At 57.7% G+C, this 14,254-nt stretch carries 10 protein-coding genes; 5 read left to right on the top strand and 5 right to left on the bottom strand.

The features are described from left to right. Positions 1–16: 16 nt before the first annotated feature. Positions 17–979 carry a transcriptional regulator GcvA gene (gcvA, locus tag E5201_RS00410; RefSeq protein ID WP_140984028.1) on the bottom strand — a complete coding sequence of 321 codons (963 nt, stop codon included), beginning with the start codon at positions 977–979 and terminating at the stop codon, positions 17–19. Between the two features lie 90 nt (positions 980–1,069). On the opposite strand from gcvA, the gene E5201_RS00405 reads away from it, so the two are divergent. Beyond that, on the top strand, positions 1,070–2,179 hold the full coding sequence (locus tag E5201_RS00405; RefSeq protein WP_140984027.1) for an NAD(P)/FAD-dependent oxidoreductase: 1,110 nt from the start codon (positions 1,070–1,072) through the stop codon (positions 2,177–2,179). Between the two features lie 63 nt (positions 2,180–2,242). Here the strand turns inward: E5201_RS00405 and E5201_RS00400 are convergent, their stop codons facing one another. Next, positions 2,243–2,743 (bottom strand): hypothetical protein, encoded by a 501-nt coding sequence (locus tag E5201_RS00400; RefSeq protein WP_140984026.1) that lies wholly within the window; start codon positions 2,741–2,743, stop codon positions 2,243–2,245. Between the two features lie 513 nt (positions 2,744–3,256). Here E5201_RS00400 and E5201_RS00395 point away from each other — a divergent pair. From E5201_RS00395 to acnB, 4 genes are all read left to right on the top strand, one after another. Beyond that, on the top strand, positions 3,257–4,996 hold the full coding sequence (locus tag E5201_RS00395; protein WP_140984025.1) for a DEAD/DEAH box helicase: 1,740 nt from the start codon (positions 3,257–3,259) through the stop codon (positions 4,994–4,996). Positions 4,997–5,148: 152 nt separating this feature from the next. Continuing rightward, on the top strand, positions 5,149–7,038 hold the full coding sequence (locus E5201_RS00390; RefSeq protein WP_246050337.1) for a M1 family metallopeptidase: 1,890 nt from the start codon (positions 5,149–5,151) through the stop codon (positions 7,036–7,038). A gap of 73 nt (positions 7,039–7,111) precedes the next feature. Then, positions 7,112–8,869, top strand: coding sequence for an ATP-binding protein (locus tag E5201_RS00385; protein ID WP_181404493.1), 1,758 nt, complete (start codon positions 7,112–7,114; stop codon positions 8,867–8,869). 165 nt (positions 8,870–9,034) lie between these two features. After that, complete coding sequence (gene acnB / locus E5201_RS00380; RefSeq protein ID WP_140984022.1) at positions 9,035–11,611, top strand: bifunctional aconitate hydratase 2/2-methylisocitrate dehydratase; 2,577 nt, start codon at positions 9,035–9,037, stop codon at positions 11,609–11,611. A gap of 59 nt (positions 11,612–11,670) precedes the next feature. Here the strand turns inward: acnB and kduD are convergent, their stop codons facing one another. The 3 genes from kduD to lra1 all read right to left on the bottom strand — a co-directional run bounded on the left by kduD (position 11,671) and on the right by lra1 (position 14,196). Then, positions 11,671–12,426, bottom strand: a complete 756-nt coding sequence (gene kduD, locus E5201_RS00375) for a 2-dehydro-3-deoxy-D-gluconate 5-dehydrogenase KduD (RefSeq protein ID WP_140984021.1) — start codon at positions 12,424–12,426, stop codon at positions 11,671–11,673. 29 nt (positions 12,427–12,455) lie between these two features. Further along, positions 12,456–13,304: a 5-dehydro-4-deoxy-D-glucuronate isomerase gene (gene kduI, locus E5201_RS00370; RefSeq protein ID WP_219993538.1), complete on the bottom strand. Its 849-nt coding sequence runs from the start codon at positions 13,302–13,304 to the stop codon at positions 12,456–12,458. A 127-nt stretch (positions 13,305–13,431) separates the two neighbouring features. Further along, positions 13,432–14,196, bottom strand: a complete 765-nt coding sequence (lra1, locus tag E5201_RS00365) for an L-rhamnose 1-dehydrogenase Lra1 (protein WP_140984019.1) — start codon at positions 14,194–14,196, stop codon at positions 13,432–13,434. Positions 14,197–14,254 lie beyond the last annotated feature (58 nt).

Raw genomic sequence — 14,254 nt, 5'->3', positions numbered from 1 at the left:
GAGCCTTGATACCCCGTCAGATGTTTTGCGCGGCAAAGACCGGACGGTCCTGCGTGCGCGCACTGGCGGGTGTGTCACCGCTTGCCTGCTGGCGCAACCAGTCCATGAAACGGGTCTGTGCCAGAGACGGGTCGCGGGTCTGCGGCCAGACCAGATAGTAGCCAAAGCTTACCGGCGCATCTTTTTCGTTGAACAGCACCTTAAGGCGTCCGGCCCTGAGGTCGGCTTCGGCAATGGTGCGTTTGGCCAGCGCCACGCCGCGACCGGCAACGGCGGCTTCAATGACCATATGGCTCTGGTTGAAGCGCGGGCCGCGCGCGGCATCGACATCGTCAACGCCATGCGCCTTAAGCCACATGGCCCAGTCGGGGCAGGACGGGTCGGTGTCGGCGGAAATATCATGCAGAAGCACGTGGTGCGCCAGATCGGCGGCCTTGCGGATCGGGGCGGCGTCATAAAGGGCGGGCGAGCAGACCGGAATGACCGATTCTTCCAGCAGATGCTCGACATGCAGGTTGCTATAGTTCCCGTTGCCGTAACGGATCGCCAGATCGATGTCGGAGACCGCAAAATCGGTCGGCGACATGTCGGCGGAGATCCACACATCAATATCGGGATTGGCCAGCGAGAAATCGCCCAGACGCGGCATCAGCCACTTGGCGGTAAAGCTCGGGGCCGCCGAGACGGTCACGCGGCCCTTTTGCTGGGTTTGCTTCATCACGCGCGTCGCCTCGAACATCTTTTCAAAGGCTTCTTTGAGAATCAGCGCAGAGGCGCGGCCGGCATCGGACAAAACGACGCGACGGCCATCGCGAACAAACAGTTCAACCCCCACATGCTCTTCAAGCAGGCGAATCTGCTGCGACACAGCGCCGGGGGTGACAAAAAGTTCCTCCGCCGCGTGCTTGAAGCTTTCGTGGCGGGCGGCGGCTTCGAACACTCGAAGCGCCGACAGGGGCGGCAAACGGTCGCGGGACATGTGATAAATCTAAACAAATGGCAGTTAAGCCATTTATATAAGCCATCTTTTGTTTAATAAAACTAATCTGTGAGTGTTTCGGAGAAAAAAATGAGCGAGACCAGCCCTTCATCGTCCCCCACTGAGCGGATCGAAGTCCTTGAGCCGGGACAGTCATGGGAAACCGACGCCATCATTATCGGCGCAGGGCCTGTCGGGCTGTTCGCTGTGTTTGAGCTGGGGCTTCTGGATATCAAGGCCCATCTGGTGGACATTCTCGATAAGGTGGGCGGCCAGTGCGCCGAACTTTATCCGGAAAAGCCGATCTACGACATTCCGGCCTGGCCGATTATCACCGGTCAGCAGATTACCGATCGCCTGCTCGAGCAGATCGAGCCGTTCGGAGCCAAATATCACTTAAGCGAAATGGCTGTGGCTATCGAAAAGCTTGAGCAGGAAGATGGTTCCATCAAGTGGAAGCTAACCACCGATCAGAATACGACCATCATTGGCCGCACGATCCTGATTGCCGCCGGTGGTGGCTCGTTCCAGCCGAAAAAGCCACCGATTCCCGGTATCGAAGGTTTTGAGAATATCGGTGCCGGTAAGGGCGTGCATTACGCTGTGCGCAAGATGGAAGCCTTCCGTGGCAAGCGCGTGGTCATTTCCGGTGGGGGCGACTCGGCGCTCGACTGGACGGTCAATCTGGCTCCGATCGCTGAGCGCCTGACGCTGGTGCACCGCCGCGACGATTTCCGCGCCGCCCCGCACACCGTGGCCCAGATGCGTCAACTGGTGGCGGATGGCAAGATGGATCTGGTCATCGGTCAGGCCACCGCCTTCAAGGGTGAAACCGGCCATAATCTGGAATCGGTCACCATTGAGGACAATGACGGTAATGAAATTCACGTCGAAGCCGACGCCTTCCTGCCGTTCTTCGGTCTGACCATGAAGCTGGGGCCGGTGGCAAACTTTGGCCTCAACCTGCATGAAAACCTTATTCCGGTGGACACCGAAAAGTTCGAGACTTCGACGCCTCAGATTTTCGCTATCGGGGATATCAACCATTATCCGGGCAAGCTGAAGCTCATCCTGTCAGGCTTCCATGAAGGCGCGCTGGCGGCACAGCAGGTGTTCCGTTATGTGTTCCCTGAAAAGAAACTGCGCTTCCAGTACACGACCTCATCGTCGGACCTGCAAAAGAAGCTGGGCGTCAAGTAAGCCTTAAGCCTCACGCAACAAAAAACCCCGTCGTATTCCGGCGGGGTTTTTTGTATCTGTAAATCAGTCAAGAAACAGAACGTCATCCTGCTCCGGTTTTGGGATATTGGCGCCGGAAAGGTTCAGCCAGGCGCGATACACGTCTTCGGGTACCTTGGGCGGGCGTGGGGCCGTGAGGCTAAGCCGCTGGATGAGGTTGAATTTTAACCCCATCTTATGCGGGGTGCTCCAGGCCGCGCTGCCACGTTTGGCGGTATTTGAATCAAGGTCGATCAGCCAAAGCTCGGCAGGCACATCGCCGATGGTGTCAAACAGAACCTGCGCCCCTGAGGCACTTTGGTTGACGATCTTACAAGGGATGGTCTCACTGCGTGACAGGAACAGAAGGCAGCCGCGTGCGTCAGAATCAAAACGTGGCTCGACCCGCCGGTTCATAAACTGATCATAGGGCTGGATAATCTCAACAGCACTATCTGGGGCACTATCTGGCGCAGGGGCAGCACGATGCCCTGTCGCTATGGTTTTTATCACCGTTGATGCAGGCCGCTCAGTGAGTGCGGGCATGAGAAGGTTTTCCTGAGTTTCTATAAAAAACTATATACGCAACAGGGTTTACAAAAGCTTTCCCTGTTTAACTTAATGTCTGAGGTCATATGCGCCCCAGTCTGTGTGCGGCCTCTATAGGCCTAAGGAATGAAATAAGCTTTAAAGCATGGCCAGAAAACCGTGCGCAGCGCTGAAAAAGAGTGAAGGCGCCATTTCGAAAGCGCTTGACTTTTGCTCTGTTCTGACGCAGAAGGCTCGTCTTCGCAGTTGCAAAATAGTTTTGCTTGCCGTCTGGCCGCGTGAGGATTGGCAGCTATTCAGTTATAGCCATTCCGCCAGACTTTGTCAGATGCCCGCCATGTCTTCGGCGCGGCTATCTTTAGACCAACATCCGAGAGCTTAAGACCACGCGCTGGCCTCACCCCTTAACCACCCCGAACATTCGGGGCCGGGGGTCGCCGCCGTAGGTTTACGCCTGCGCGCTTCCTCCTTTCTTTTGCAGCGTTTTATACGCCTTTTTGAAAGCCGCACGTGAGCACGTTTAAAGATCTTGGCCTGAGCGCCACCTTGTTGGCCACCCTTGATAAATCGGGTTACCACACCCCTACGCCTATTCAGGCGCAGGCTATTCCTGTTTTGCTTAAAAAGCATGACCTTCTGGGTATTGCCCAGACCGGTACCGGTAAGACAGCGGCCTTTGCCCTGCCGATCCTGCACCATATCCTCAGCGACCGTCAGATGCCGGCCGCCCGTACCTGCCGCGTGCTGGTGCTTTCGCCGACGCGCGAACTGGCGACCCAGATTGCCGAAAGCTTCAAGACCTATTCCAAGGGCCTTGGCCTTCAGATCGCGACCATCTTCGGTGGCGTGAAGTACGGCCCGCAATATAAGGCTCTGGCCGGTGGTCTGGATATTCTGGTGGCGACACCGGGCCGTCTGATTGACCATATTGAACAGAAGACGATTGATCTGAAATCGGTTGAGCATTTCGTGCTCGATGAAGCCGACCAGATGCTCGACATGGGCTTCATCAAGCCGATCAAGCAGGTCGCGTCGCGTCTGCCCGCCCGTCGTCAGAACCTGTTTTTCTCGGCCACCATGCCTAAGGAAATTGCCGGTCTGGCCTCTGAGTTGCTGACCGACCCGAAGCGTGTTGAAATCACCCCCGAAGCGACCACCGCCGAAAAGGTGACGCAGCAGGTGATGTTCGTTGAACAAAAGTACAAGCGCGCCCTCCTGAGCGAGCTTTATGCGGATGATGCCTTCAGCCGCACCCTGATCTTTACCCGCACCAAGCGTGGCGCTGACCGTGTGGCCGCCTATCTTCAGGCCGGTGCCATCGAAGCCGCCTCGATCCACGGCGATAAGAACCAGAGCCAGCGTGAACGCGCCCTTCAGGCCTTCCGCGCCGGTCGTGTGCGCGCGCTTGTGGCGACCGATATCGCAGCGCGCGGGATCGACGTTGACGAAGTCAGCCACGTCATCAACTACGAACTGCCGTTCGTCCCCGAAGCCTATGTCCACCGTATCGGCCGTACCGCCCGTGCCGGTCGTTCGGGTATCTCGATCACGCTGGTGGCCGACGATGAACGTAAGCTGCTGAAGGACATTCAGCGCATTACGCGTCAGACCATCCCGTCTTTTGACCGTCGCAAGGACAAGAGCCTGCACCTTCTTGACGAAGCTATCACCGCTTCGGGCCAGACAGAAAAGCCAAAGACGCCTGACCGCATCGTTGAAAAATCAGCCCGTCATACGGACCCTGATGCCGAGCGCGTCCATAAGCGTTCGCGCAACCGTCCGAACCGCCCGAACCGTGACGACCGCCCGCAGCGCGACGATCGCAGGGAAGGCCGTGGCGGCGGCAAGCCTTTTGCCGAACGCGCCCCGCGTCAGGAACGCTACGACCCGATGGCCGCTGAGCGTCCGGCACCCACAAAGGCTGACAAGCCTTTCAAAAAAGCGCCGTTCAAATCCGATGCGCGCGGCGATCAACGCTTCTTCGAAGACCGCGGTGAGCGTAAGCCCCGTGCGGCGGGTGAAGGTCGCCCTGAAGGCCGCACGGAAGGCCGTTACGAAGGCACGCGCACGGACTCGCGTAACGACGGTGGCCGCACCGAAGCGCGCGGACGTCCGGACAAGGCCCGTAAATTCACGGGTGGTAAGAAAACCAACACCAAGCCGAGAGCCCATCATTCGGCCCATCATTCCGAGCCGGTAGGTGCCCGTTCTGAAGGCGCACAATTCAAGCGCCGCGCCCAAAAGGCCTAACAGACCCCACGGTTTGACGCAAAGGGCGCTAACTGGTATCCCAATGGATATCGGTTAGCGCCCTTTGGCGTTGTAACGGATACGAAAAATGACTTTTTGGGGATGAACAGATGAGCGACATAAGGATCAGGCCTCTTTTGTGCGGATCCGGTGTGTTTTTTGCTCTTCTGGCGTCGTTTATGCTTCTGGTCGCCTGTCAGCCCTCAAAGCCCGCCCCTGCCGAGGGCTCCGGCCCGCTGGTTCTGGCCAATGCGGCGGTTGATGTCCATTCCTATGCCAAACCGAATACGGCGCGTGTGCGCCATATTGATCTCAATCTGACCGCCGATTTCAAGGCGAAGGTGCTGAAAGGCACGGTGGCCCTGACGCTGGAAACCGACGCCTCGGCCCGTCAGGTCATTCTCGACATTAAGGCGCTGGATATTCTGCGGGTCACCGATGCGTCTGGTGCGCCGCTTAAATTCAGCATAGGCAAGGCCGATGCCGTCAAGGGCAGCGCACTGATTATCGACCTGCCGCAAGGCGCACAAAAGGTCATTGTCAGCTATCAGACAACGGCCGATACCGAAGCCCTGCAATGGCTTGAGCCGTCCCAGACCGCGGGCGGCAAGCATCCGTTCCTGTTTTCGCAAGGCCAGTCCATCCTGACCCGCACCTGGATTCCGACACAGGATTCCCCGATGGTGCGTCAGACCTACACGGCCACGATTAATGTGCCGCGCGGCCTCAAGGCGGTCATGAGCGCCGACATGCTGACACCGGACGGTGAGGCGGTCGCCGGACAGTCGGGGATGCGGGCCTATCGCTTCAAAATGGATGAGGCCATTCCGCCCTATCTGATCGCGCTGGCGGTGGGTAATCTTGAATTCAGAAATGTCGGCAAACGCACGGGCGTCTATGCCGAACCCGTGACCATACGCGCAGCGGCGTCTGAATTCGAAGACATGGAAAAGATGCTCGAGGCCGCCGAAAAGCTTTATGGCCCGTACCGCTGGGGCCGCTATGACGTGCTGGTTCTGCCGCCGTCCTTCCCCTATGGCGGCATGGAAAATCCGCGCCTGACCTTTGCCACCCCTACCATACTGGCCGGTGATAAATCTCTGGTGTCGCTGATTGCGCACGAACTGGCCCATTCCTGGTCGGGCAATCTCGTGACCAACGGCACCTGGGATGATTTCTGGCTCAATGAAGGGTTCACCGTCTATTTCGAAAACCGCATCATGGAAGAAATATACGGCAAGGAACGCGCCCTGATGCTTCAGGCTCTGGGCTATGCCGAGCTACAGGAAACCCTTTCCGGTCTTAAGGAAAAAGAGCTGCAAAAGCTGCATATTCGTCTTAAGGGCCGTCATCCTGACGAAGGTTTTTCCGAGGTACCTTACGAAAAGGGTGCCGCCTTCCTGCGTATGCTTGAGGCGCAGTTTGGCCGTCAGCGTCTGGATGCCTACCTCAAAGGCTATTTCGAGCGCTACGCCTTCAAAAGCATGACCACAGAGGCGTTTCTGGCCGATTTGCGGGAACATCTGTTGCGAAATGACCGGGCGCTGGAAGACCGCCTTCAGATACAGGCATGGCTCTATGAACCGGGCCTGCCGGATAATGCGGTGGCCCCTGTGTCGCGTGTCCTGAAACTGGTTGAGGGGGAGGCGGCAGCCTTTTCTCAGGGCGTGGAACCTGACATGCTGCGCACCTCTGACTGGGAGACGCAGGCCTGGCTGCATTTCCTCAAATCCCTGCCCTCGGATTTGAGTGAAAATCAGATGGAGGCGCTCGATAAGGCGTTTAATTTCACCAATAGCGGCAATTCGGAAATCCGCTTTGCCTGGCTTAAGGTCGCTATTGCGCGCCATTATGAACCCGCCCTGCCGTCTCTGGAAACCTTCCTGACCACGCAGGGGCGGCGTAAATTCATTGCCCCTCTGTATACGGAACTTATGGCGCAACCGGGCTGGGGCGTGGAAATGGCCCGCAGAGTCTATGCCAAGGCCCGCCCCGGCTATCATCAGGTGACCCGCGACACGGTAGACAAGATCGTCAGTTAAGACTTTTTTCAGCCTGTTACGCAGCCAATCCTTAAACTTTGCGGTCTATTCTCAGCCGCAACGAAGGATGGATATGGTTCCGAACGGATTTACCACTATTGCCGCTTCCCGTGTGCGTGGCTTTGTCACGCGCATGATACTGGCTGGTTTTGTGTGCTTTACGGCGATGTTGCTGCATCCCTCCGTCTGGCCTTTGATCTGGATCGGTATCTATTTCATCTCGCAAATTATCGATCAGCGCCTGTTCGCCGAATGTCTGGCGCTCAACCGCCAACCTCACCGGCCGCTGGAAATCCGCCTGATCGTTTCTGTGGCGGTGAGCGTCATCATCTTTTCCTCAATGGCGGCCTATACATGGTTTTTAGGTGGCGAAGAGGGGCGGTTGTTTGCGGTCATCGCCATCTGCGGCGCGCTTTTGCATGTCAGTATGCAGATGTATCCCAAAAAGCGCCTTCTGTTTGCGGCGGTCGTGCCGCATGCGCTTTATCTGCTAATTTTACCTTCGATTTCAGCGATCTTTGATCACGGAGCCCACCGCTGGAGCCTGCTGATGGTCAATATCGGCACCATCGTGTTTCTGGCCAATCTGGCGCTGGCCGTGCGGCAATCGAGTCAGGCCATGCGCGATCTTCAGGAAGCACGCACGATTGCTGAAAAAGCCAGTGAAGCCAAATCGACCTTTCTGGCGGTCATGAGCCATGAAATCCGCACGCCCATGAATGCTGTGGTCTCGGCGGCCAATCTGCTGCGTCGGACCTCGCTCAGTGACCAGCAGAAAGAGCATGTCAGCCTCCTGACCCAATCAAGCGAAGTGCTTCTGGGGCTGGTCAATGACGTGCTTGATCTGTCGAAGATCGAAGCCGGACGCATGACGGTCGAAAAGGCCCCGCTTGACCTTAAGGCCATGGTGCGGGCACTGGTGCGTTTGTGGACACCGCAACTGCGTGAAAAGCGCCTCAAGCTTGAGGTCATTCAGGCGGCGGAACTGGCGCCCTTTATCATGACCGACCCTCTGCGTTTGCGTCAGATATTGTTCAACCTGTTGTCCAATGCCATTAAATTTACGCCGCACGGCACCATCCGGCTGAAAATATCCTGCGAAGGCGGCTGGTTGCGCTTTGAGGTCAGTGACGAAGGCATCGGTATTGCCGCAGACCGCCTTGAGCATATTTTCTCAAGCTTCGAGCAGGCCGAAAGCACGACCACCCGCCGGTTTGGCGGGACGGGGCTGGGCCTGACCATATCGCGGCGTCTGGCACAGCTTATGGGCGGTGAAATCGAAGTGACCAGCGTCGAAAGTCAGGGCTCTACCTTCTGCCTGATCCTGCCTTATGAGATGGCCGATACCGGCGAGGCGGGTGATGAGGTGGAAACCGTACCCGAAGCCGTCGCAACGCCTGCGAAACGCCGTGTGCTCATTGTCGACGATCATGAAGTCAACCGGCGCATCGTCTCCCTGTTCATTCAGCCACTGGGCTGGGAATGTGTCATGGCTGGTGACGGGGCAGAGGCGTTTGAGATTGCCCAGAACCAGCCCTTTGACCTGATCCTGATGGACATGCAGATGCCGGTCATGGGCGGTATCGAAGCAACCATGGCCTTGCGTGACACCAATGGCCCTAATCGTCAGACGCCGGTTGTCGCCCTGACCGCCAATGCCCTTGAGCAACATATGCAGGCCTGGGCGGATATTGGCGTCTATGATGTCCTGACCAAGCCGATTGACCCTTCAAGGCTGATTGATACCCTGTTGCGCAATGTCGAACTGGCAGACATTCTGCCGACAGAGACGGAGGCCAGAGTGGCCCTGCCGGCGGGGGCGGGCGCATAGGCGGCGTCACAGAAAAAACGCCGCTTCATATGTGAAATTCGTCATTCAGATATTAAAAATAAATCACCGTCCGGTCGTCTTTTTCGCTGCTGGCACTAGGCTTTTGCCTGCATCTGCATTAGAGGCTCGGTGAAAGATAATTCTCCCACCAAGGTATATCCATCCATGCTTTCCGCTTATCGTGAACATGTTGCCGAGCGTGCTGCGCTGGGCATCCCGCCGCTGGCCCTGTCAGCCGAACAAACCGCTGAAGTCATTGAACTGATCAAGAACCCGCCTGGCGAAGCGGATTTTCTGCTCGATCTGATTACCTACCGCGTTCCGCCGGGTGTGGACGATGCCGCCAAGGTTAAGGCGTCGTTCCTGTCGGCGGTGGCGCATGGTGATTTTCCGGTAGCCCTGATCAGCCGCGAACGCGCGACCGAGCTTCTGGGGACGATGGTCGGTGGCTATAATGTTAAGCCGCTGATCGACCTTCTGACGGACGCTGTTGTCGGCACGATTGCCGCTGAAGCCCTCAAGAAGACGCTTCTGATGTTCGACTTCTTCCATGACGTGTCGGAACTGGCCAAGGGCGGCAACGCCAACGCCAAAGCGGTGGTACAGTCATGGGCCGATGCCGAATGGTTCACCTCGCGCCCCAAGGTGGCCGACAAGATCACCGTCACCGTTTTCAAAGTCACCGGCGAAACCAATACCGATGACCTGTCGCCTGCACCGGACGCATGGTCGCGCCCTGACATTCCGCTGCACTATCTGGCGATGCTCAAGAACAAGCGTGACGGCATTACGCCTGAGGAAGACGGCAAGCGCGGCCCGATCCAGTTCATCGAAGACCTCAAGGCCAAGGGCCATCTGGTGGCCTATGTCGGCGATGTGGTCGGTACCGGCTCGTCGCGTAAGTCGGCGACCAATTCGGTGATCTGGGCGACGGGTGAGGACATTCCTTTCGTACCCAATAAGCGCTTCGGCGGTGTGACCCTTGGTGGCAAGATCGCGCCGATCTTCTTCAATACGCAGGAAGACTCCGGTGCCCTGCCGATCGAAGTCGATGTGACCGCGCTCAATATGGGCGATGTCATCGATATTTACCCCTACGAAGGCAAGGTGCAAAAAGACGGTCAGACGGTCGCCGAATTTGCCCTGAAATCCCACGTCATCCTCGATGAGGTTCAGGCCGGTGGCCGTATCAACCTGATCATCGGGCGCTCGCTCACGGCCAAGGCCCGTGAATCGCTCGGTCTGGCCCCATCCGAGGCCTTCCGTCTGCCCGTGCCGCCCGCCGGTTCGACGGCAGGCTTTACGCTGGCGCAAAAGATGGTTGGTCGCGCCTGTGGCCTGCCCGAAGGTCAGGGTATCCGTCCGGGGACCTATTGCGAGCCCAAGATGACGACGGTTGGCTCTCAGGACACAACCGGCCCGATGACACGCGATGAGTTGAAAGACCTCGCCTGCCTTGGCTTCTCGGCCGATCTGGTGATGCAGTCCTTCTGCCACACCGCTGCCTATCCGAAGCCGGTGGACGTTAAGACGCACCGCGAACTGCCGACCTTTATCTCGAACCGTGGTGGCGTGGCCTTACGTCCCGGTGACGGGGTGATCCACTCATGGCTTAACCGTCTGCTGCTGCCGGACACCGTAGGTACCGGTGGTGACTCGCACACCCGCTTCCCGATCGGGATTTCGTTCCCTGCCGGTTCGGGCCTTGTGGCCTTCGGGGCCGCGACCGGTGTTATGCCGCTCGATATGCCGGAATCCATTCTGGTGCGTTTTAAGGGCGAAATGAAGCCCGGCATCACCCTGCGTGATCTGGTCCATGCCATCCCTTACTATGCCATCAAGGCCGGTCTGCTGACGGTCGCCAAGGCCGGTAAGGTCAATGCCTTCTCAGGGCGTATCCTCGAAATCGAAGGCCTGCCTGACCTTAAGGTCGAACAGGCGTTTGAACTGACCGACGCTTCGGCAGAACGTTCGGCAGCCGGTTGTACCGTTAAGCTCAACCCTGAGCCGATCATCGAATATATGACCTCGAACATCGTTCTGATGAAGAACATGATCGCTGACGGTTATCAGGATGCCCGCACCCTGCAACGCCGCATCGAGGCGATGGAAAACTGGCTGGCCAATCCGAACCTCCTTGAGGCCGATACGGACGCCGAATACGCCCATGTCATCGAGATTGACCTGAACGACATCAATGAGCCTATCCTGTGCGCGCCGAACGACCCTGACGATGCCCGTCTTCTGTCCGAGGTTCAGGGTACGGCCATCGACGAAGTGTTCATCGGTTCGTGCATGACCAATATCGGCCACTTCCGCGCGGCGTCTTTGCTGCTGAACGGCAAGAAGGACATCCCGACGCGTCTGTGGGTCGCCCCGCCGACCAAGATGGATGCCGCTGAACTGACCAAGGAAGGCCACTACAACGTCCTGGGTACGGCCGGTGCGCGTATGGAAATGCCGGGCTGCTCCCTGTGTATGGGTAATCAGGCACAGGTGCGCGAAGGGGCGACCGTGGTGTCTACCTCGACACGTAACTTCCCGAACCGTCTGGGCAAGAATTCCAACGTCTTCCTGTCGTCTGCCGAACTGGCGGCGATTGCCTCGAAACTCGGGCGTCTGCCCACCGTTGAGGAATATCATGCCGATATGGGCGTGCTGAACGCCAAGGGTTCCGAAGTCTACCGCTACATGAACTTCGACCAGATCGAGGAATATGCCAGGGTCGCCGAGGCCGTCTAGAATAGAAAAACCCTCCGGTGTGAACCGGAGGGTTTTTTAATAGCTGAAGCTTGTTCTGATTAACGCGCCAGCCAGCCACCATCGACCGGAATAATCGCACCATTGACGTAATCCGATGCCGAAGAGGCAAGGAACACCGCCGCGCCGCCCATGTCGGACGGCTCACCCCAGCGTGCCGCAGGGATGCGGTCGAGGATCGCCTTGTTACGGGCTTCGTCGGCCTGAAGGGCGGCGGTATTGTCGGTCGCCATATAGCCGGGAGCGATGGCGTTGATGTTTACACCCTTGGCCGCCCATTCGTTGGCCAGAAGCTTGGTGACACCGGCCAGACCGGACTTAGAGGCCGTGTAGGATGGCACGCGAATGCCACCCTGGAAGGACAGCATGGAGGCGATATTGATGATCTTGCCACGGCCCTGAGCGATGAAGTGCTTGCCAGCGGCCTGCGACAGGAAGAAGACGCTCTTGAGGTTGAGGTCGATCACCGCATCCCAGTCGGCTTCGGTGAAATCAACACTGTCGTTACGGCGGATCATACCGGCATTATTGACCAGAATATCCAGCCCGCCCAGTTCCTTGAGGGTGGTTTCAAGAATACGGGCCACAGGCTCGGTTGAGGTCAGATCAGCGGCGATATGGATGGCCTTACGCCCCAGTGCCTTTACCTTATCGACGGTTTCGGTTTCCGAACGGGTGGACACAACGGCGATGTCGGCACCGGCCTCGGCCAGCGCGATGGCGATGCCCTGACCCAGACCCTTATTGCCGCCGGTAACTATGGCAACCTTGCCGGTGAGATCAAACGGATTAGCCATGTGAGATGTTCCTTTTTATACTTCAGAGATTAGGCAAGCTGGCAGATATCGAGCACATTCATATCGGTATAGTCGAGGTTTTCCCCGCCCATGGCCCAGATAAACGCATAGTTCGACGTCCCAGCCCCCATGTGGATTGACCATGGCGGGGAGACAACAGCTTCGTTGTTTTTCATGACGATATGACGCGCCGCATCAGGTTCTCCCATAAAATGGAAGACGCGGTCGTTTTCACCGAGATTGAAATAGAAATAGACCTCGGAGCGACGATCATGCAGGTGCGGCGGCATGGTGTTCCATACCGAACCGGGCGACAGGATCGTCAGACCCAGCAGCAACTGTGAGGATTTCGCGGTGGTCGGTACGATATACTGATAGATGACGCGTTCATTGGATTGCTCAAGCGATCCGCGCTCAAGCGGCACGGCCTGATCAATCGAAATCTTCACCGTCTCATAGTGGGCGTGAGACGGCGTTGAGGTCAGATAATAGAGCGCCGGATTGGCCGCCTCATCCGATCTGAACAGCACTTCCTTTGTGCCTGACGGAATATAAAGCCCGTCCTTTTGTGCCAGCGCGTATTCCACGCCATCGACGCTCACCACGCCCGTGCCACCGCCGACATTGATGACGCCCAGTTCGCGGCGCTCAAGGAACGGATGACCCGCCGCCGAAGCTGGCTCCGTCTGATCCGGCAGCTTCAGGGTCGAATTAACCGGTGCCGCCCCGCCGACCACAAAGCGTTCAAAATGGGTGTAATTAAGGGTGACCTGATCGGCATTGAAGATATTGTCGAGCAGATATTTGTCGCGCAGGTCCTGCGTATCGGCAAACTCCATCGAGTCGGGATGGGTGGCATGATAGGTCTTATGGTACAGAGTGTTCTGGCACATGACAGGCCCTTTCATAAAAAACCCCGCCGGATAAAACAGGCGGGGCTCAGGCGGTGAAATTAACCGGATGGCGACGCGGGTAGGGGCATGCGCATCCGGTTATAATATCGGTTTATTGCAGGTTGACGAACATGCCGCCATCGACCAGCAGGGATGCCCCTGTGACATAACCCGCCAGTTCGTCCGACGCAAGGAAGATGACTGGCCCGGCGAGGTCTTCGGGCGCACCCAGACGACCGAGTGGCACGCGCTTTTCCATATAGGTGCGCTTTTCGACGTCGGCGAGGTCATCCTTGTTGATGTCGGTCAGGATGGTGCCGGGCAGAACCGCATTGGCGCGGATGCCATGCTTGCCAAGCGCGATAGCGGTTGATTGCATCAGCGACAGCACGCCCGCCTTGGTCGGCGTATAGTGGGTCTGGTATTCACCGCCGACCAGTGCCGAGATCGACGACACGGCGATGATCGAGCCACCGTGGCCTTGCTTGACCATTTGCTGGGCGGCGGCCTGAACCATGTAATAGGCGCCGTTGAGGTTAACCTTGATGGTGCGGTCCACGACCTCAACCGGCATTTCCAGCAGGCTGTGGAACGGGCAGATGCCCGCATTGTTCACGAACACATCGACCTTGCCAAAGGCTTCGACACCGGCGGCAATAAAGGCCTGAGCCACGGCGGGATCAGACACATCGCCTTTCTGGGCGAAGGCTTCACCACCGAAACCCTTGATTTCGGCGACAACCTTTTCGGCGGCGGCAGAGTCGCCGCCGTAGTTGATGCCTACTTTTGCGCCCTGACGGGCGGCCCCGACGGCGATAGCCGCGCCAATGCCTTTTGAAGCGCCAGTGACCAGTAATACCTTGTCTTTTAATAACATCTTGATGCTCTCTTCGGCCCTGAGGCCCATATATCAGGATAAAGTGTCATAGAGTGGT

The sequence above is a fragment of the Asticcacaulis tiandongensis genome (assembly GCF_006475605.1).
Lineage (GTDB): Bacteria > Pseudomonadota > Alphaproteobacteria > Caulobacterales > Caulobacteraceae > Asticcacaulis > Asticcacaulis tiandongensis.
This window is presented reverse-complemented; position numbering and strand designations above follow the sequence as displayed.